Source organism: Roseburia hominis A2-183 (assembly GCF_000225345.1).
GTDB lineage: Bacteria > Bacillota > Clostridia > Lachnospirales > Lachnospiraceae > Roseburia > Roseburia hominis.
In genome coordinates this window covers 536,522-556,278 of record NC_015977.1, presented here as the reverse complement: position 1 = coordinate 556,278, position 19,757 = coordinate 536,522, and the positions used below count along the sequence as shown (strand labels likewise).

At 49.9% G+C, this 19,757-nt stretch carries 18 protein-coding genes and 1 tRNA gene; 2 read left to right on the top strand and 17 right to left on the bottom strand.

Going from position 1 to position 19,757, the window contains the following annotated elements:
* Positions 1-88: 88 nt before the first annotated feature.
* Entirely contained in the window at positions 89-1,297 is a 1,209-nt protein-coding gene (locus RHOM_RS02480) for a C40 family peptidase (protein ID WP_044024591.1), read from the bottom strand.
* A 316-nt stretch (positions 1,298-1,613) separates the two neighbouring features.
* Between RHOM_RS02480 and RHOM_RS02475 the strand changes: the two genes are divergently transcribed.
* A complete protein-coding gene (locus tag RHOM_RS02475) occupies positions 1,614-1,826 on the top strand; it encodes a YjfB family protein (RefSeq protein ID WP_014078679.1) in 213 nt (70 codons plus the stop codon).
* 124 nt (positions 1,827-1,950) lie between these two features.
* Here RHOM_RS02475 and RHOM_RS02470 read toward each other — a convergent pair whose 3' ends face one another.
* The 5 genes from RHOM_RS02470 to RHOM_RS02450 form a co-directional block, all read right to left on the bottom strand.
* Positions 1,951-2,325 (bottom strand): RidA family protein, encoded by a 375-nt coding sequence (locus RHOM_RS02470; protein ID WP_014078678.1) that lies wholly within the window; start codon positions 2,323-2,325, stop codon positions 1,951-1,953.
* Positions 2,326-2,393: 68 nt separating this feature from the next.
* The gene (locus RHOM_RS02465; protein WP_044024590.1) at positions 2,394-3,227 is read right to left on the bottom strand and encodes a CvfB family protein; all 834 of its coding nucleotides are present in this window, start codon (positions 3,225-3,227) and stop codon (positions 2,394-2,396) included.
* A gap of 18 nt (positions 3,228-3,245) precedes the next feature.
* The gene (locus RHOM_RS02460; protein WP_014078676.1) at positions 3,246-3,968 is read right to left on the bottom strand and encodes an acyl-[acyl-carrier-protein] thioesterase; all 723 of its coding nucleotides are present in this window, start codon (positions 3,966-3,968) and stop codon (positions 3,246-3,248) included.
* Positions 3,969-4,104: 136 nt separating this feature from the next.
* A tRNA-Gln gene (locus tag RHOM_RS02455) sits at positions 4,105-4,176 on the bottom strand.
* Between the two features lie 44 nt (positions 4,177-4,220).
* On the bottom strand, positions 4,221-4,871 hold the full coding sequence (locus tag RHOM_RS02450; protein ID WP_014078675.1) for a YigZ family protein: 651 nt from the start codon (positions 4,869-4,871) through the stop codon (positions 4,221-4,223).
* Between the two features lie 196 nt (positions 4,872-5,067).
* On the opposite strand from RHOM_RS02450, the gene RHOM_RS02445 reads away from it, so the two are divergent.
* Positions 5,068-7,788 (top strand): transglycosylase domain-containing protein, encoded by a 2,721-nt coding sequence (locus tag RHOM_RS02445; RefSeq protein ID WP_014078674.1) that lies wholly within the window; start codon positions 5,068-5,070, stop codon positions 7,786-7,788.
* Between the two features lie 61 nt (positions 7,789-7,849).
* Here the strand turns inward: RHOM_RS02445 and RHOM_RS02440 are convergent, their stop codons facing one another.
* The 11 genes from RHOM_RS02440 to RHOM_RS02390 all read right to left on the bottom strand — a co-directional run bounded on the left by RHOM_RS02440 (position 7,850) and on the right by RHOM_RS02390 (position 19,739).
* Positions 7,850-8,557, bottom strand: coding sequence for a response regulator (locus RHOM_RS02440; protein WP_014078673.1), 708 nt, complete (start codon positions 8,555-8,557; stop codon positions 7,850-7,852).
* Positions 8,558-8,915: 358 nt separating this feature from the next.
* On the bottom strand, positions 8,916-10,112 hold the full coding sequence (locus tag RHOM_RS02435) for an ammonium transporter (RefSeq protein ID WP_014078672.1): 1,197 nt from the start codon (positions 10,110-10,112) through the stop codon (positions 8,916-8,918).
* Positions 10,113-10,292: 180 nt separating this feature from the next.
* Entirely contained in the window at positions 10,293-10,631 is a 339-nt protein-coding gene (locus RHOM_RS02430; protein WP_014078671.1) for a P-II family nitrogen regulator, read from the bottom strand.
* Between the two features lie 290 nt (positions 10,632-10,921).
* Positions 10,922-13,042: a glutamine synthetase III family protein gene (locus tag RHOM_RS02425; RefSeq protein WP_014078670.1), complete on the bottom strand. Its 2,121-nt coding sequence runs from the start codon at positions 13,040-13,042 to the stop codon at positions 10,922-10,924.
* Positions 13,043-13,367: 325 nt separating this feature from the next.
* Positions 13,368-14,237: a class II fructose-1,6-bisphosphate aldolase gene (gene fba, locus RHOM_RS02420; protein WP_014078669.1), complete on the bottom strand. Its 870-nt coding sequence runs from the start codon at positions 14,235-14,237 to the stop codon at positions 13,368-13,370.
* A 131-nt stretch (positions 14,238-14,368) separates the two neighbouring features.
* Positions 14,369-15,271 (bottom strand): diacylglycerol/lipid kinase family protein, encoded by a 903-nt coding sequence (locus RHOM_RS02415; RefSeq protein WP_014078668.1) that lies wholly within the window; start codon positions 15,269-15,271, stop codon positions 14,369-14,371.
* 28 nt (positions 15,272-15,299) lie between these two features.
* Positions 15,300-15,548 (bottom strand): HPr family phosphocarrier protein, encoded by a 249-nt coding sequence (locus RHOM_RS02410; protein WP_014078667.1) that lies wholly within the window; start codon positions 15,546-15,548, stop codon positions 15,300-15,302.
* Between the two features lie 34 nt (positions 15,549-15,582).
* Entirely contained in the window at positions 15,583-16,452 is an 870-nt protein-coding gene (gene whiA, locus RHOM_RS02405) for a DNA-binding protein WhiA (RefSeq protein WP_014078666.1), read from the bottom strand.
* A 54-nt stretch (positions 16,453-16,506) separates the two neighbouring features.
* Complete coding sequence (gene rapZ / locus RHOM_RS02400; RefSeq protein ID WP_014078665.1) at positions 16,507-17,385, bottom strand: RNase adapter RapZ; 879 nt, start codon at positions 17,383-17,385, stop codon at positions 16,507-16,509.
* A 51-nt stretch (positions 17,386-17,436) separates the two neighbouring features.
* The gene (gene murB / locus RHOM_RS02395; RefSeq protein ID WP_014078664.1) at positions 17,437-18,345 is read right to left on the bottom strand and encodes a UDP-N-acetylmuramate dehydrogenase; all 909 of its coding nucleotides are present in this window, start codon (positions 18,343-18,345) and stop codon (positions 17,437-17,439) included.
* The gene (locus RHOM_RS02390) at positions 18,342-19,739 is read right to left on the bottom strand and encodes an aminopeptidase (RefSeq protein WP_014078663.1); all 1,398 of its coding nucleotides are present in this window, start codon (positions 19,737-19,739) and stop codon (positions 18,342-18,344) included. Before RHOM_RS02390 ends, murB begins: the two co-directional genes overlap by 4 nt.
* Positions 19,740-19,757: the final 18 nt, after the last annotated feature.

The following is a 19,757-nucleotide window of genomic DNA, read 5'->3' as shown; positions in this document are numbered from 1 at the left end:
AAAATCAAAAGAGCTTCCGCTTCTCTTCCTCTTCTTATGACGCAAAAATGGGACTATCACAAGTGATAGTCCCATTTTATATTCTCGTTTAGAAAATTCTTCTTACACAGATCGGGCTGCGGTAGGTAACACTGGAGTAAGTGATACCGCTGGACGGTGTGCTGGCATGCACGATCGTTCCATTTCCGATATAGATTCCAACATGTCCGCTGTAACATACAATGTCACCCGGCTGTGCAGATGAAAGGCTTACTTCATAACCACAGCCTCTCAACGCACTGGATGAATGCGGAAGACCAATTCCAAATGCTGAATACACACTCATAACAAATCCGGAACAGTCCGTTCCATTCGTAAGGCTGCTTCCGCCATATACATACGGATTACCGACAAACTGACATGCATAGCTTGCAACTGCCTGACCGTTTGAACTGGTCGGTGCACTGTAGGATGCACTGGAATCTGAGGAGCTGGATGAACTGGATGAACTCTCAGAGTTCTTCTTTCTGGCGCTAGCTGCCGCTGCTGCCGCCGCCTCACGCTCTGCCTCTTCCTTCGCAAGACGTGCTTCCTCTTCTGCTTTGGACTCCGCCTGCACATACTCTGTCGTCAATGTGACATAATCGGTGGATACATAGCCGTCTCCCTCTTCTGTCGTCACAAGTGCCCAGCCCGGAATGGACTCATCGGTTACCACAAGGTCATCCTCAATCGGAACCATGGTTAAAACCGCTGCATCTGTGGACGGCTCTGTACGCACATAAAGCGTTGTCGTCGTAACTTTTGCATAGCGGGTACTTACAGACTTTGCAAGTTCCTCATCTCCGGCAACCACGTACTCACACTTCACATAACCGGTAACATTGCCGGATGTGATCTCATACCAGCCATCCTCTGTGGTCTGTAAAATCGTTGCCGCTGAATTATTGTAAAGCTTACCGACTACCTCGCTCTCTGTGTTCGGCTCGGTACGCACGTTTACATAGTTATCTACCTGCGCAATGGCAATGTCTGCATATTCGGACTCTACCACCGGCGTCTCATTCTCGCTTACCTGTTCCTGCTGCGCTGCTGCTTCCTGCGCCACTTCCTCATTGCTTGCGACCAGACAATCTGCCACTGCAAGCGAAACGCCTGCGCTCGGGCTGCTGCTTCCCGTTCCGACTGCCACTGCTTCTGCTGTGGTAGCAACGGACACACCCGCAACCGGTGCTGCATATATCATAGATACAGGATCTCCTGCCAATAACATTCCAGTCAATACAATCCCTGTAGCTCTCAGTGTTCTTCTGTTCATGAATGCCTCCAACGGATTTATTACAAATTTGTTACATTTATTACATGGTTATTATAACAAAGCGTCTATATGATGTCAACCCGCTATATTTTGTAATACTCCGCAGATTTTACACAATATTTTCTTTTTCGACACGTCTTTTCCACAATCTGCGCCATTTTCCGACAAATCCGGGTTACATATGCTCCCAGATTTTCCCTTCCTGCTGCTGCCTTATGCCTTTCCGGTTTTATAGTTTGTTGCATTTTTCATAATTGCCATTCTCCTCCATCTGTGGCATAATAAAGCCATCATAAGAAGGAAAGGTGGGATTCGTATGGATTTTTCCAATGTTGATCTGGCGCTTGGCACACTGATGGCCTACGACTCCGGTTCTTCTGTCAGCTCCGGCAGTCTCGCCTATGCAGTCGGCACGGCCGTTCTCAGTCAGTCATTAGACCTGACCCAGCAGATGGGAGCCTCCATGATTCAGATGATGGAACATTCGGTGAACCCGGAGCTCGGCGGCAATATCGATATGTACGTATAGGGATCATGTAACAGATGCTCTCTGAAAAGAAAAGACGCGGCACACGATGTAACAGTGTGCCGCGTCTTTTTATGTTCCGGATCTCCTCCGGCAGTCTCAGGTATTCCTGTTCCTGTCGCAGCAATTATTTGGTAGCAATCGCTTCGATCTCGAGCATAACGTCCTTCGGAAGACGTGCCACCTCAACGCAGCTTCTCGCCGGGTACGCGCCCTCAAAAAATGTCGCATATACTTCGTTGATCGCTGCGAAATCATTCATTTCCTTAATAAATACGGTTGTTTTTACCACGTTCGCCATGCTGGTGCCTGCTGCCTCAAGCAGATGGGACAGGTTCGTCAGCGCCTGCTTTGCCTGCGCCACAGATCCCTCCGGGATCTCGCCTGTTGCCGGTACAACCGGAATAATACCGGATGTGTATACCATGCCGTTTACCTCAATCGCCTGGGAATATGGTCCGATCGCTGCCGGTGCCTTGTCCGTGCTGATTACATTTTTCATGCTGTATTCCTTCTTTCTTATAGTCTGTCGGTTTCATCTATCATAGCACACCTGAAACAGCGATGCTACTATAATTTGCGGATTGCGCGCTCCGTAATCTCGATGCGGCGCTCCTTGTACAGTCTGCCGACCGCACGCTTGAATGCATTTTTGCTCAGCCCCGTCTCACGCATGATGACTTCCGGTGAAGCCTTGTCCGTAAACGGAAGCACGCCCGCGAATTCCTCAATCACTTCCATGACCTTCTCGGCGTCCGCATCCATCTGCAGATACGCCTTTTCCCGCATCGTGATGTCAAGCTTGCCGTCCGGCTTCACCCCGGTGACCTTCGCCTCAATCACATCGCCGATCTGAAGATGGCTGCAGTCCTCATGTGCCGGTATCATCGCCGAGTAGCAATCATCCACTGCCACAAACGTTCCGAAATCATGACCGAACTCGTAGATCCGTCCGTTTACCGTGTCTCCTTTTTTATAAGGAGAATCCGTGCGCATCAGGTCGTACAGCTTTTTCATGCTTGCACAGAGTCTGCGGCTCTTATCGATGTAGAGCGTCACCAGAACCTCATCCCCCGGCTGCACCTTTTTCGTCATCTCTTTATATGGAAGAAACAGGTCTTTTTCCAGTCCCCAGTCCAGGAACGCACCGATTTTTCCAATCTCGGCAACCTCAAGCACCGCCAGTCCGCCAAGCGTAAGTTTCGGCTGGTTGGTCGTCGCAATGATGCGGTCCTTGGAATCCTTGTACAGGAATACTTCGATCTCATCCCCGAGCTTTGCGTCCGCCGGCACCTGCTTCTGCGGCAGAAGCACACGCGTCTCATCTCCCTCATGCTCCGCCAGATAGACTCCAAATTCTACTTTTTTGATCACTTTTAACTTCTGATATTCGCCTAATTTCATCTCGATCCTCATTTTCCATCAATTCTTCTCTGCCGCCGCAAATTCCACGATCGCATAGATCTGGTCTCCGCCGTCAGTCAGCACCACCGTTATCTTTTCCTCTGCCACCGCAACAACCGGATGCAGCACGTCGCCCAGCATTGCCGCACGTCGGTACTCTGCCCGCACGCCGCCGATTGCAAAATCCTCCGGCACAGATTCCTTTGCCACCAGAATGTATTTCCCGTTGTTCATGTGGTGGTTGGTGTCAATAAAAAATCCCGCCACCGGAACCGGCTGCATCGCAGTTCCGCCCTCCGGAACCGATAGCTTTCTCGCGCCCCACTCGCCCGGCAGTTCTTCTCCGATCTCCGGCCGGTAGGCATCCGCCACTTTCTCCGGGATGCGCATCGGGCGCATCCGCTCCATATCCATGTATACCCAGACAGAATTCGCCAGCACCAGTTCCTCTCCCTGTCCGTTCGTGATCCGGAAGTTGCGGTATCCATAAAATCCCTTAAATGCATACGGCCATGTCTCCACGCAGATTTTCTCTCCCATAACCGGGTAGCGTCTGATCTTAATCTCCCAGGAAGACAATACCCACGCCTGCTTCTGCTCTGCCAGATATTCCACGCCGATGTCCATATCTTCCGACTGGAACGTGCAGCAATCCTGCAGATAATCCATCACCGCCGGCAGTGTCAAATGCCGTTCGCTGTCCACTTCACTGTAACGTACGCGACTTTCAAACTGATACATGGAGTCCCTTCTTTCAATGCCTGTGTCTGTTATTATCGTAGTAATAGTAACACAGGGGAACAGGTTTTTCAATGACAGGAAGCAGATGCCGGATAAAGAAAAGACCTCATGAACGATGTTCATGAGGTCTTAGAAGCAGGGCTACAAGGATTCGAACCTTGAAATGACGGAGTCAGAGTCCGTTGCCTTACCATTTGGCGATAGCCCTAAGTGCTGTCAACAAAAGCTATTATAACAGGTCGGCAGAAAAAATCAAGTGTTTTTTTCAAAAATTTCGATTTTTTTGTCTACGAGTGCGTACAACACCTTCTCACCCCAGGAAATCCGGGCGCTTCCGTTCGTCGCCTCCACAATTTCTTTTTCCACTTCCTGCTGCTGTTCTGCCGGAACCATAAGCTGAAGTTTCACTTTTTCTGTATACACGGTGTCGATCAGCGTGAGGTTCTGCTGCGCGATCAGATACTGCAGCTTTCCAAGCCCGGTATAGTCCGTGCCTACCGTAAGCTGTATGCCTTCCTTCTTATCTATAATGGTACTCGACGCAAGCCCCGCCTGCACGGCTCCCTGATACGCCCGCACCAGACCGCCGGTGCCGAGCAGCACGCCGCCGAAATACCGTGTAACCACGACCGCCACGTTGTGAATCTCCTCCCGCAGCAGCACATCAAGCATCGGTCTGCCCGCCGTCTGCGCCGGCTCACCGTCATCCGAACAGCGACTTAACTCCTGCCGGTCTCCGATCACAAATGCGGAACAGTTGTGTCTGGCGTCCCAGTATTTTTTCTTCATCTCCGCGATGAATGCCACCGCCTCCTCCTCCGAGGCAACCGGCCGGACCGTCGCTATAAATCTGGACTTCTTTTCTACAATCTCACCCTCGCCGCCGATATACACTGTCTTCATATGATCCACAATCCCGCCACCCGGGTCCTTTCCCTTCGCTTTCCACTCTTTTCAAATAGTAACACGGCAGCTTTCTTTTTTGCAATACGAATCCTTAAGAAACTGTGAAGAATGTCCGTATTTTCAGTTTTTTCTTTATTCTGACACAGTTCTTTGGTATAATACATTGATGGTGAATCAGAAAAGGAGGCCTACTATGAATTATGGAAAGAAACGTACTCGGAAGCGCGAGCATGAACTTGCTTCCAAGGGTACCATGATTCGCAAAAAATTCAACGTAATTTTTTGTAAGGCATTGCTTATATGCTTTTTTGCAGTCGTGATTGTCGGCGGATGCTCCGCGTTCGGAGTGATCTCCGGAATTATTGCTTCCGCTCCCTCAATCGAAGATATCGATGCAACCCCGACTGGATACCTTACGACCGTGTTGGACAACCAGGGCAACCAGACCGCAACGCTCGTTGCATCCGGTTCCAACCGTAAATACGTGACGATCAACGAGATTCCGATCAATCTGCAGCATGCTTTTGTTGCGATCGAGGATGAGCGTTTTTACGATCACAACGGTATCGATCTGCAGGGTATTCTGCGTGCAGGATTAAAAGGCGTCGCATCCGGTTTTCATTTTTCGGAAGGCGCAAGTACCATCACACAGCAGCTGCTCAAAAATACCGTGTTTACCCAGTGGACAAGCGAACAGTCCATGGCGGACAAGTTCGAGCGAAAATTCCAGGAACAGTACCTGGCTCTCCAGCTGGAAAAGGTTGTGGACAAGGACTGGATTCTGGAAAATTACTTAAACGCTATCAATCTTGGTCAGAATACGCTGGGCGTCGGCGTCGCATCGGAGCGCTATTTCGGAAAAGATGTCTCGGAGCTGACACTTTCCGAATGTGCCGTGCTCGCGGCGATTACCCAGAGCCCGAGCTACTACAACCCGATCACACACCCGGATCACAACAAAGAACGCCGGCAGAAAGTCTTGAACAACATGCTTGATCAGGGCTATATCTCACAGACCGAGTATGATGAGGCCGTTGCAGACAATGTGTACGACCGGATTCAGGTCGTCAATGTAGAGTCGCAGGATGAGAATATCAATTCCTATTTTGTAGATGAAATGACGGATCAGATCGTTCAGGATATGATCGACCGTCTGGGCTACACGGAGACGCAGGCTTACAAAGCTCTCTATCAGGGCGGACTTACCATCGAGTCCACGCAGGACCCGGATATCCAGAATATCTGCGATGAAGAGGTCAACAATCTGGAGAACTACCCGACCGATCCGAAGGTATCCTTCTCCTACCGCGTATCGATCCAGTCCCCGGACGGCACCATCTCAAATTACAGCCAGCAGACGATGCTTTCCTATTATCAGAAGTCAAACAAGAACTACAGCATCAACTTTGCCAGCGAGGATGACGCCCGCGCAGCGATCGAGCAGTATAAGATGGATCTTATGCAGGACGGAGACGTCGTTGTGGATGGCAGCGAGACGCTTACCTTTACCGTCCAACCGCAGGCTGCTTTAACCGTCATGGATCAGTCCACAGGAGAAGTGAAGGCACTCGTCGGCGGACGCGGCGACAAGACGGCCAACAAGACGTTAAACCGTGCAACGGACACCACAAGACAGCCGGGTTCTACCTTTAAGATTATCGCTGCCTATGCACCTGCACTGGACGCGGGAGGTCTCACACTTGCCGATGTCCAGGATGATGCGCCGTACAATTACGGTTCCGGACAGGGCGGAGCGGTAAATAACTACGACAAGCGCTACCGCGGTTTCACCACACTGCGCGAAGGTATCATTGATTCCATCAACGTCGTAGCGGTTAAGACGCTGGCGCAGATCGGTCCTTCCCTGGGTTACGATTACATCCGCAACTTTGGTTTTACCACCGTCGGCATCGACGAGAGCGGCAACGAGACACTGGCACTCGGAGGTCTCACCAACGGTGTCACCAACCTGGAGCTGACCGCCGCTTACGCCACCATCGCCAACAGCGGAACCTACATCAAGCCAAAATTCTATACAAGAATTCTGGACCATGACGGAAATGTACTGCTTGACAATACGGCACCGGAATCGCACACCGTCCTGAAGGAGACCACTGCATGGCTTCTGACCGACGCCATGAAGGACGTCATGACACAGGGAACCGGTACGCCGGCCTACTTCGGAAGCAGTATGGCGCAGGCAGGAAAATCCGGTACCACCACCAAGAACCGTGATGCCCTGTTTGCCGGATTCACACCTTATTACACCTGCGTGGTATGGGGCGGTTACGACGACAATGCGGTTCAGAACAGCGGACAGACCACCTATCCGAAGAAGATCTGGAAAGCGGTCATGAGCCGGATTCACGAGGATCTTCCTTATGCGGACTTTGAAAAACCGGACGGCATCGTCACTGCTACCGTCTGCAAAGAATCCGGAAAGCTTGCCATCGACGGCGTATGTACGAACGATCCGCGCGGCAACATGGCATATACCGAATATTTTGCAACCGGCACGGCACCGACCGATTACTGTGACCACCATATTCTGGCCAACATCTGTGCGGATTCCGGACAACTCGCCGGCGCAAATTGTCCGAACACCTACGCAACCGGCGTATACGTGATTGGCGGCTCTGCGAACACAGAGGATGCTCCTTATCTTCTGACCGAAGAGGCTCTCGCCAATACCTGTACGATGCACAATGCACCGTCCACACCGTATGAGTCGACGCCGTACACACCTGTTCCGGGCGTGACGGATCTCCCGTCGCAGGATACCAATACCGGAACCACAGACAACAGCACCTCCCCGGGTGACAGCGGCACATCGACGGGTGAGAATCAGACCACCGGTGACAATACCGGCGGCTCTGCTGAGAATACCGGCGGCAACGCCGACGGCAGTCAATAAAAAGATGCGCCCGGGTTTTGAAACTCTCAAAACCCGGGCGCATTTTTTTATCTGTCATGTTTTAATTCTCTGTAAAGGATCTTACCGTCTGCAGTACCTCCTCCGCCTTGTCCAGCGATTCCGCTGCATGTTCTCCCTGCTCACTGCAAAAATCGATGGTTCTCGCCTCAATACGCTCCAGATGCCCTCTGGCCTCCGCGCTGAGTGCCTCCGGCGTGTATTCTTTGATCGTAAGTCCTGCCAGCCGCTTCATATAACGATTCGTCGTCTCTCTGGCCTGGCGCTGACTGCGCATGCGCTGATCCATGATCTCAATCTCGCGCTCCTGCTTTTCCTGCTCCTGTCTCCGCGCGCCTGTATCCTCCTCATTTTTGACCTGCACGGCATGATATTCATACGCCTCCTCAAGCGCCTCCCAGAATGCTCCACGGAAGTCTACCGGACGTAAAAATACACGGAATACATTCCGCTCGTTGATGAAGAAATGAAGCTGCGCCGAACTGATTGTGGTCGTATAGATGATACAAACGGTACTGGGTGCCGTCTTGTTCAGATACGTTATGATCTGCTCCCCGTTGTACCCCTCCAGGGATAGTCCCGTTATCACGATGTCGTAATTCTTTTTCTTGATCTTTGCCGCCGCCTCTATGCCGTTTATCGCCGTCTCAATCTCAATATCCCGATCCTTCATCGCATCTGTAAATTCATGAATGATCTGGGGATACTTGCTGATGAACAGCAGATTATGCTTTGTATCGTCCTGTCCCATATCACATTCCTCCTATGTCGTTGCCTTTACTTCTTCCACAGGTCTCAAATTATTTTTCCAACCCTATATATCTGCTGATATTTCCCACACTACTTTTCGTTTATTTTCTTATCTTGAATTATAATGGAATGTCCCCAACTATTCAATAGACTTCTTCTCCACTTTCTCCCTCAGATATTCTATCCGCAAAACTGCCTTCGCAGATTTTTTCTTCGTATTTACTGTACAATCACAATTTATGGCCTTTACAGTCAAAAACGCGAAAGCGCCCGGCAATCTGCCGGGCGTTCCCGCGTTGATGTATATACTAACTAAGGGGATTAGATTCACCAATCTAATCAAATTAGATTAGTGCATATTAGTGTAACTCTCTGGATACGAAATCCGGATAGCCGGACTCTAATCCATGCTCTGTCGAGTCAAGACCCTCGATCTCCTCCTCTGCGGTGACTCTGAGACCGATCGTTTTCTTTAATACGGTAAACACGATTGTCATTGTGATGATCGTCCATCCTGCGATGCAGAGGATTCCCAGGCACTGGATGGCAAGGTGATGTACACCGCCGCCGTAGAACAGTCCGTCCTTGTAATCAAAGAATCCTACCGCGAGGGTACCCCAGATACCGTTGCAGCCGTGTACTGCCACTGCACCGACCGGATCATCTACTTTCAGTTTATCCTCAATAAAGTATACTGCCACGCAGACAAGCACACCTGCGACTGCTCCGATAACAAAAGCTCCGATTGCATCTACGTTCGAGCATCCGGCTGTGATTGCCACAAGGCCTGCCAGCGAACCGTTTAAGGACATGGACACATCCGGTTTTCCGTTTCTGATCCAGGTATAAAGCATTGCGGTTACGGTTGCAACTGCCGGTGCAATCGTTGTGGTTGCAAAAATCTGTGACAGCTGCATGGTGTCGGTTGCTGCTGCGCCGTTGAAGCCGTACCAGCCGAACCAGAGAATAAATACGCCAAGGGCACCGATCAACAGGTTGTGACCGAGAATAGGCTTCGGCTTGCCGTTCTTGTCATATTTTCCAATACGCGGTCCCAACATTGCCGCACCGATGAAAGCAGTGATACCGCCAACCATATGGATGCAGGCAGAGCCCGCGAAATCTGTAAATCCCATGTCGGTCAGCCACGGTGTACCGCCCCATACCCAGTGAGCTTCGATCGGGTACACACATAAGCTGATGATAAAACTGTAGATACAGTAGGTAATGAACTTTGTTCTCTCTGCCATGGCACCGGATACAATCGTTGCAGCGGTTGCACAAAATACCAGGTTAAACACAAACGCCGACCAGTCGGTCTCGCCGAAATTCGTAAACGGGTTCAGTCCCCAGCCGACAAATTTTCCATCGCCGCACAAAAGGTTGTAACCGAGCAGATAAAACGCCACGGTTCCGATACAGAAATCCATCAGGTTCTTCATCGTGATATTTCCGACGTTCTTTGCTCTCGTAAATCCTGCCTCTACCATGGCGAATCCACATTGCATAAAAAAGACTAACGCTGCTCCCATAAGGAACCATACACTCATATCCATAAGCTTATCCTCCTGCAAAAAAAGAGGATAACAGCGAGCACAGACATTCCTGTGTTCTCTATTATCCCCTTTGATAATATGTTACAATATTTGATTTTTTCATAATAATCTGTAGTGCTCCTTCATCGCTCCTATAGCAGGCTCCTCAATTCCTCCTATAACAGCACTCCTCAAACAGGCTTACAATGCTTTCGTGCCATGCTCACCTGTACGAATACGGATTGCATCTTCGACATCATACACGAAGATCTTACCATCTCCGAAATGTCCGGTGTTAATCTCATCTACGATCTTGTCAATCAGCTTCGGTGCAACTTCGTCTGCCACAACCGTCTCGACTTTGATCTTCGGAAGCAGATTCACGGAATACTCTGCACCGCGGTAGTTCTTAATAATTCCCTTCTGGTTACCATAGCCCATGCTGTTGACGATATTCAAACCGTTTACTTCCTCGGTATCCAGCACGCCCTTTAAGTCTTCCAGTTTTTCCGGCTTAATAATAATTTCCAGTTTTTTCATGCCAAGCTCCTCCTTTATATTCAGTTTTAGCGAAAGCGCTACTCCCATCCCTCTGCTGTTCACAGTTTATTCATTTAAGATTCAAAAATCTTTCATCCTGTAAACATGAAATTTTCATTTCTGCTCCATATACTATAACCATACAAATGATAGTTATCAGTATTTGTTACTACCCACAAAACTTTTTCATAATCTGCCAGGTGACGGTTGTCACCTGGCAATCCTCCCCTTTCGGGGAGTTTTTTCTCCCTTTAGGGGGGATTTTTTATTTAGGAGGTTGATGGTAGCAACTATACCTCGAAAATCAAATCTCCATAGGACGGCATCGGCCACATTGACTTATCAACTAACATCTCCAGCTTATCTACCGGCGCTCTGAGTTCATCCATCGCTGTCTTTACCGTATCTCTGTAGTATACAGCCTGCTCTCTGCCCTCATCCATTGCAGATGCTTTCTCTGTCACATCCTTTAACTTGTCGAGAGCATTCTGTGCGTCTGCCAGAAGATCGGATACCTCTGTGAGGATCTCTGTCTGCGCGCTGATATCTGCGCCGCATGCACTCTTTACGGCATTGATGGACTGTGCCAGTACCGTTGTATATTTGATAACTGCCGGAATGATCTGCTTTGCAGCAATGTCGATCATTGCCTTTGCCTCGATATTGATCTCTTTTGCATAGGTCTCATACTCGATCTCCACACGGGAATCCAGCTCAGCCTTGGTAAATACCTTGAACTTCTCAAACAGTGTCACTGCCTTCTCTGTGTTGAGTGCCGGGATCGCATCTACCATGGAGCGGATGTTCGGAAGACCGCGCTTCTCTGCCTCTGCTACCCACTCGTCTGAATATCCGTTGCCGTTGAATACGATTCTCTGATGCTCGGTTGCATACTCCTTGATCAGATCATGTACTGCCATGTCAAAGTCATCTGCCTTCTCTAAGACGTCGCATGCCTCTGCAAATGCCTCTGCCACGATCGTGTTGAGTACCACGTTCGACTGGGCGATGGAATCCTGGGAACCTACCATACGGAACTCGAATTTATTGCCTGTGAATGCAAACGGTGATGTACGGTTACGGTCGGTTGCATCCTTCATGAAATCCGGAAGCGTCTTAACACCGGTCTCTAACTTCTTGCCGGAGATACTGTGTGTTGCCTCACCAGTGCTGATCAGCTGTGAAAGCACATCCTGCAGCTGCTCACCAAGATATATGGATACGATTGCTGGCGGTGCCTCGTTTGCTCCTAATCTGTGATCGTTTCCGACATCTGCTGCTGCCTCTCTCAAGAGATCTGCATGCCTATCTACTGCTTTTAAGATGCAGGTAAGGACTAACAGGAACTGGATGTTCTCATGCGGTGTCTTGCCCGGCTCTAAGAGGTTGATGCCATCGTCTGTCGTGATCGACCAGTTGTTGTGCTTACCGGAACCGTTCACACCTGCGAATGGCTTCTCATGAAGCAGACACTGTAAACCATGACGGCCGGCAACTTTCTTCAATGTCTCCATAACGAGCTGGTTGTGATCGACTGCCACGTTCGCCTCTGCGTAGATCGGAGCAAGCTCATGCTGTGCCGGGGCCACCTCGTTGTGCTGTGTCTTTGCCGTAACGCCAAGCTTCCAGAGTTCCTCATTGACGTCCTTCATGTATGCACCGATGCGCTCACGAATTGATCCGAAATAGTGATCGTCCATCTCCTGTCCCTTCGGCGGCATTGCTCCGAATAAGGTACGTCCGGTAAAGATGAGATCCTTTCTCTGTAAATACTTCTCGCGGTCTACGATAAAGTATTCCTGCTCCGGTCCAACGGACGGTGTTACTTTCTTTGATGTAGTATTTCCGAATAATTTTAATAAGCGAAGTGACTGCTCATTGATTGCTTCCATAGAGCGGAGAAGCGGCGTCTTCTGGTCAAGTGCCTCACCTGTGTAAGAACAGAACGCGGTTGGAATACAAAGGGTTGCACCTGCTGCATCCTGTCTCACGAATGCCGGTGATGTACAATCCCATGCGGTATAGCCTCTGGCTTCAAATGTTGCTCTAAGACCTCCTGACGGGAAAGAAGAAGCATCCGGCTCGCCCTTGATCAATTCCTTACCGGAAAAGCTCATCAGCACTTTACCATTCTCCATCGGAGCTGTGATAAATGCATCGTGCTTCTCTGCGGTCACGCCTGTCAGCGGCTGGAACCAGTGTGTGTAATGGGTAGCGCCTTTTTCAATCGCCCACTCTTTCATCTCATGTGCGACAACATCCGCTGTCTCGAGATCCAGTTCTTTTCCCTCGTTGATTACTTCCTTTAACTTCTTGTAGACTTTCTTCGGAAGACGTTCCTGCATTACTGCATCGTTGAATACGTTTTCACCGAAAATCTCTGCTGCATTAAGGTATCCTGTTTCGCTCATCTTCTACATCCTTTCTTCTCACTAATCCAATCCCCTAAGACCAGACTTGCTTATTCTAATGTACGCGATTTCCTGTCGGATTTCAACCAGAACTTCATGTAAAGTTCTGTATACAGAAAAAAGGGCATTCCAAGTCTATTGGAACACCCTTGTTCATCGCTCACATTGTTTTGTTGGTATTAAGATAATACTTTTTAAAACGAAATGCAAGCGAAAACTTTATATATTTTTAATTTTTACACTTCTAACAAAAATAATAAAGTTCTAGTCAAATTATTGTGAAAAAATTCTGTTGTCCGACAAAACAACTTCATTCCATAAAGAATTAGTCGTTTGCCTTACCTACGGAACCGAACAGCTCCATCTTCTCTTTTACAGTTGCCTTGATTGCCTCTGCGCCAGGAGCAAGAAGTTTACGCGGGTCAAAGCCCTTGCCTTCCAGATCCTTGCCAGCCTCGATATATTTACGTGTAGCATCTGCGAAAGATAACTGGCACTCTGTGTTTACGTTGATCTTTGCAACACCGAGAGAGATTGCTTTCTTGATCATGTCAGCCGGGATACCTGTACCACCGTGAAGAACTAACGGCATAACGCCTGTCTTCTGCTGGATTGCATCCAGAGTCTCAAAGCTTAAGCCCTTCCAGTTTGCCGGATATTTTCCGTGAATGTTACCGATACCTGCTGCAAGCATATCTACACCAAGATCAGCTACACGCTTGCACTCGTCCGGATCTGCGCACTCGCCCATGCCGACAACGCCGTCTTCCTCGCCGCCGATGGAACCAACCTCAGCCTCGATGGACATTCCCATTGCATGTGCAACCTGAACCAGCTCCTTGGTCTTCTCAACGTTCTCGTCGATCGGATAGTGGGAACCGTCGAACATGATGGATGTGAATCCAGCCTTGATGCACTTGTAGCATCCTTCGTATGTACCATGATCCAGATGAAGTGCAACCGGAACTGTGATACCGAGCTCATCATGCATTGCCTTTACCATCGCTGCAACTGTACCGAAACCGGTCATATACTTACCAGCGCCCTCGGAAACACCAAGGATTACCGGAGACTGTAACTCTTCTGCTGTCAGGAGAACAGACTTTGTCCACTCAAGGTTGTTGATGTTGAACTGACCTACTGCATAGTGACCAGCTTTTGCTTTTTCTAACATTTCTTTTGCAGATACTAACATAATGAATTCCTCCATAACTTAATCAATTTGCCGCAATGCGGCAGTTGTTTTTACCCTACCGCTATTATATATTACTTCCTGTAAAAAATAAAGTTAAATTTTTAACAAAACATACTTCCCGACAAGGTCTCTCACTCGCCCTGCGGCACCATAATCTCGACTGCCTTGCACAGGTTCTTCACCACGACCTCCTCATGGTCGCCGCCGAATTCTCCATCCAGCGTCCACGGGATTGTGTTCTTCGCCGTGAACCGCACTTCGCTGGTCTTAAACGAATAAATCATGTCCGTATCGTCCACAAGATTGATCAACGATGCGATGATCTCGTTTAACTCGATCGGGTTCTTCGGCTTTTTGATGAGTGTGACCTCGAAGACTCCGTCATCCAGCAGGACGTCCTTTCCGGTCATCCCCTTAAATCCGCCCACGGAGGTGGAATTGCTGATCATCCCGTAGATGAACTCGTCCTGAAGACGCACATTGTCGTACTCTACCTGCATGAGGAACGACGGGATGTCGTGCAGGCACTTCGCGCCCTCTAAGATGTAAGCCGCATGTCCCAGCACATTCTTCCACTCCTGACTCGTCTTGTAGGAGACTTCCGTAAACAGCCCAAATGCCGCCACGTACACGAAGAAGTCCCCGTTAAACGCCCCGATATCACACGGGAACGCCCGACCTGCAACGGCTGTCTCCGCCGCCTTGACCATATTTTTCGGAATGCCGAGCGATGTGGCAAAATCATTCGTGCTGCCCGCCGCAATATAGCCGAGCGGTACCTTTTTCTCACGGTGCATCATCCCCGTCACCACTTCATCCAGCGTACCGTCCCCGCCGCTGCACACGACGAGATCATAATCGCCGGCTTCCATCTCGATCTTATGTATCGCGTCTCCCTGTGCCTGTGTCGGATAGATGGTGACCTCATAATCCGCCTTCACCATCACATCCACAATATCCAACAGCTGATTCTTGATCTGTGCCTTGCCTGAAAACGGATTAAACACAAACAGTAACTTTTTCTTTGTACCCATTATTTATACACCCTTATCTTATTTCTTTCTATGAGACGAGGAATTCCTCAATCGCTGCAACGGCTTCCGCTTCGTCCGCTCCCTCTGCATCCACAAGAATCTCCTCACCGTTTAACAACGCCAGACTCATCATCCCCATAATGCTCTTCGCATTGACACGGCTGTCACCATGTTCCAGATAGATTTTGCTTTCATACCGGTTTGCCACCTGCACGAGATTTGCGATCGGTCTTGCCTCAAAATCCTGCTGCATCTTTACTACCACACTCTTTTTCATTGCATCCTCCCATCCTCGCTTTTTAACTTACACCTTACACTGTCTGCTGCCGGAGGCTGTCTGCCATCTCGCTGATTCTGCGAAGCCTGTGATTCACACCTGATTTTCCCACAGGAGGATTCAGGTAGGTTCCCAGTTCTGCAAGCGGCGCATCCGGGTATTCCAGCCGAAGCAGTGCCATCTCTTTGAGATTCTCCGGCAGATATGACAAGCCGGCCGTCTCTCTTATATATTCAATGTCCGCAAGCTGTTTGACTGCAGCGTTTACCGTCTTGCTGATATTCGCTGTCTCGCAGTTCACCTTGCGGTTCACCGAATTACGCATTTCCTTCAGAATCCGCACATTCTCCAGATTCATGAGCGCAACATGCGCCTCCATAATGTTTAGAATATCTACAATCTGCGAGCCTTCCTTCAAGTACACAACCTGATATTTTTTGCGTGCCACAATCTTGGCGTCCATGTCAAAGCTGTTGATTACATCCCGAAGCTGTTCGGCCTGTGGGATACTGCGGCATACAATCTCAAAATGGTAGGATTTGTTGGGATCGCTGATCGATCCTCCCGCCAGAAACGCCCCTCTTATGTACGCCCTCTTGCAGCAGTTCTGCTGAATGAGGAGTCCCTTGACCGTATCTTCCGGCTCCGCCTCCCCCGTGGCATCGTTGTACATTTTAACCGTGGAAAAAACGCTGCGCGCCTCCTCCTCGGTATGGATTTCTTCTATATGAAACAGTTCTGCTAACAGCAGCTGATATTTTTGCATCAGCAGCCGGTTCTCCGATTCCGCCGCAGGGATTCTTCCCTCAAATGCAATCAGCGCCGCCAGCTCTGCAATCTGGCAATGTCTGCTTTTTCCCAGATGTTTTGCCAGTTCCGTTTTTACCTCACTTGAAAATGACATAGCTTACTCCAACCGTCCCTCGCGTCCATCGGCTCTTCCTTTTGTCTGCGGGGTCTATTTCCCGCGGAGCGCATCTTTACCGATGTCGCGGTGCTCTATTTTCAGTCCGTATCCCTTTTGTCCGGAAAGCCGTTCATACAGCGCATTGGCGAGCGTGACCGACCGGTGCTTTCCTCCGGTGCAGCCAATGGAGATTACAAGCTGGTTCTTCCCTTCTGCAATATAATTCGGAATCAGGAAGTTCAGCATATCCTCGAGCTTGTCCAAAAACGTATGCGCCTCCTCATACTGGAACACATAGTCCTGAATCTCCTTGTCATTGCCCGTCTTTGCCCGCAATCCTTCCACATAATACGGATTCGGCAGAAAACGCACGTCAAAGACCAGATCGGAGTCCGCCGGAATCCCATACTTAAATCCAAACGACAGAATCGTGATAAACAGATTCTTATAGTCCTGATTCTGCACAAAAATCTTATCCAGCTCCGCTTTCAGCTCCCTGGTCAGAAGCTGGCTGGTATCTATAATATAGTCTGCACTCTCTTTCAAAAATGCCAGACGCTTTCTCTCTTCTTCAATGCCCTTGTCCACCCGGTCTCCGCCGGACAGCGGATGGTTTCTTCTGGTCTCCTTGTAGCGCTTGACCAATACAGAATCCTCTGCATCCAGAAACAGAATCTCGTAGTGAACCTTCTTTTTTTTGATCCGCGCAAGCACGTCGCGTATCTCTTCCAGTGCCTGGCCGTTCCGGATGTCAATACCGACCGCCACTTTCTGCAGTTCTGCATTTTCCTGCAGGCTCGACAGCTCCACGAACTTTTCAAGCAATGCAATCGGAAGATTATCCACACAGTAGTATCCGATATCTTCCATCATCTTAATTGCCGTACTCTTTCCGGCTCCGGACATTCCGGTCAAAATCACGAACTTCATGCCAGTCACTCTCCATTCCTGCGTATCCTGCTGTTATCTTTGTCTATCGGGCTAAAATTCGCCAAGCATCTTAATCTCCGGTTCCAGCTTCACCTGAAACTGTCTGTCCACCTCTGCGCTCACATCCGCAATCAGCGTCCTCACATCCTGTGCGGTCGCATTCCCTGTGTTGACCACAAATCCGCAGTGTTTCTGCGATACCTGTGCTCCGCCGACCCGGTATCCGCGCAATCCCGCATCCATGATCAGCTTTCCGGCAAAATATCCCTCCGGCCGTTTAAATGTGCTTCCCGCACTCGGATATTCGAGCGGCTGCTTTTCGGCGCGCTGCGTGGCAAGTTCCTTCATCCGTGCCCGGATGGCCTGCTCCTCTCCCGCTGCAAGCTTCAATACCGCCTGTGTGACAATATAGTGCTTCTTTAAAATGCAGCTCGTGCGGTAGCCAAGCTCCAGCTCCTCCACGGACAGCACATGCTGTACTCCCGTCTCATCGAGCACGGTCACAGTCTCTATGATGTCCCGCATCTCTCCGCCGTAAGCTCCCGCATTCATCACAACTGCACCGCCGATCGTTCCCGGAATCCCGGCTGCAAATTCCATCCCGGTCAGCGCATGTGACGCAGCAAGCGACGCCGTGCGTGACAGGAGTGCTCCCGCTCCCGCCGTAATCCGCACGCCGTCTGCCGAAATCTCATCCATCCCGTCTCTGGTAAGAATGACCACCCCACGGATACCACCATCTCCCACCAGGAGGTTACTGCCGTTTCCGACAATGTAATATGGCTCTCCCGCCTCCCGGCATGCACCGGTAACTGCTGCAAGTTTCTCCGCTTCCGGCGTCACCAGCACATCCGCCGGACCGCCCACACGAAAGGTCGTGTGGCGGCTCATCGGCTCGTTCGGATGAATATTTTCTTTTCCTGCGATCTGTTCTAACGTATCCAATAACTGTTGTTTCATGCCTGTTCCTTTAAAAATGCAATATAGCCGCGATATGCCTCATACAGATCCACCTTGCTGATGATCTCCCACGGTGCATGCATGTTCAGCACTGCCACACCGCTGTCAATCACACGCATGCCATAGTTGGCAAGAATGTAGGCGATCGTTCCGCCGCCGCCCTGGTCTACCTTGCCGAGTTCTGCCGTCTGGAATGACACCTCGTTGCGGTCCATGATCGCGCGGAGTGCTCCCACGTACTCTGCATTCGCATCGTTCGATCCGGATTTGCCTCTGGCTCCGGTATATTTGTTAAACACAAGTCCTCTTCCAAAATATGCTGCGTTGCGCTTCGTCATCACGGACGGGAAGTTCGGGTCAAATGCCGCCGATACATCCGAAGAGAGAACGCTCGAGTTCTTCAGTGCACGTCTGAGTGCCAGTTCAGAATACGTTCCTGCCGCATTCATCACCTCTGCGACCGTATTCTCGAAGAAACGGGACTGCATACCGCTCGCACCGACACTTCCGATCTCTTCCTTGTCTACCAGAAGGCATACACTTGTGATCTCCGGCTTCTCCATCGCCGCAATCGCCTCAAAGGAAGGATATGCGCACACTCTGTCATCGTGTCCGTAGCCCATAATCATGCTTCTGTCAAAGCCGTAGTCTCTCGCTTCGCCGGCCGGTACGACCTCAATCTCCGCAGAGAGGAAATCCTCTTCCTCTATATCATATTCCTTTGCAAGGATCTTCATGATATTGGCTTTTACCTTTTCCTTGACGTCGTCTTTTTCATCCGCTTCCGCCGGAATGCTGCCGATGATCAGATCGAGGTTTTCTCCCTCAATGACCTTGGCTGCCTTTTTCTCCATCTGCTCTCCGGAAAGGTGGATCAAAAGATCGCTCACGCCGAATACCGGATCACCCGGCTTGTCTCCGACACTCACTTTGACCACGGTGCCGTCCTTTTTCGCAATGACGCCGTGCAGAGCCAGCGGCAGTGTCACCCACTGGTACTTCTTGATACCGCCGTAATAGTGGGTATCCAGCATCGCGAAATCCGTGTCTTCATACAGCGGGTCCTGCTTTAAGTCCATGCGCGGGGAATCAATATGTGCGCCGAGAATATTCATGCCGTGCTCCATGCTCTTCTCACCGATTACGAACAGGGCAAGTCCTTTTCCCATATTGTTTGCATATACTTTATCTCCGGCTGCAAGCTTTGTACCCTTCTCCAGCACGGTATCCAGATTTACGAATCCCGCCTTCTCTGCTTTCTTGGCAAAATAGGTCACGCACTCGCGCTCCGTCTTGCAGTCTGACAAAAACTTACGGTACTCCTCCGCAAAATCAAAAACTTCGTCTCTCTTTTTTCCTTCCGGGTATTTCTCCCATGCATTCTTTCTTTCCATTGCTGTTGTTTCTCCTAA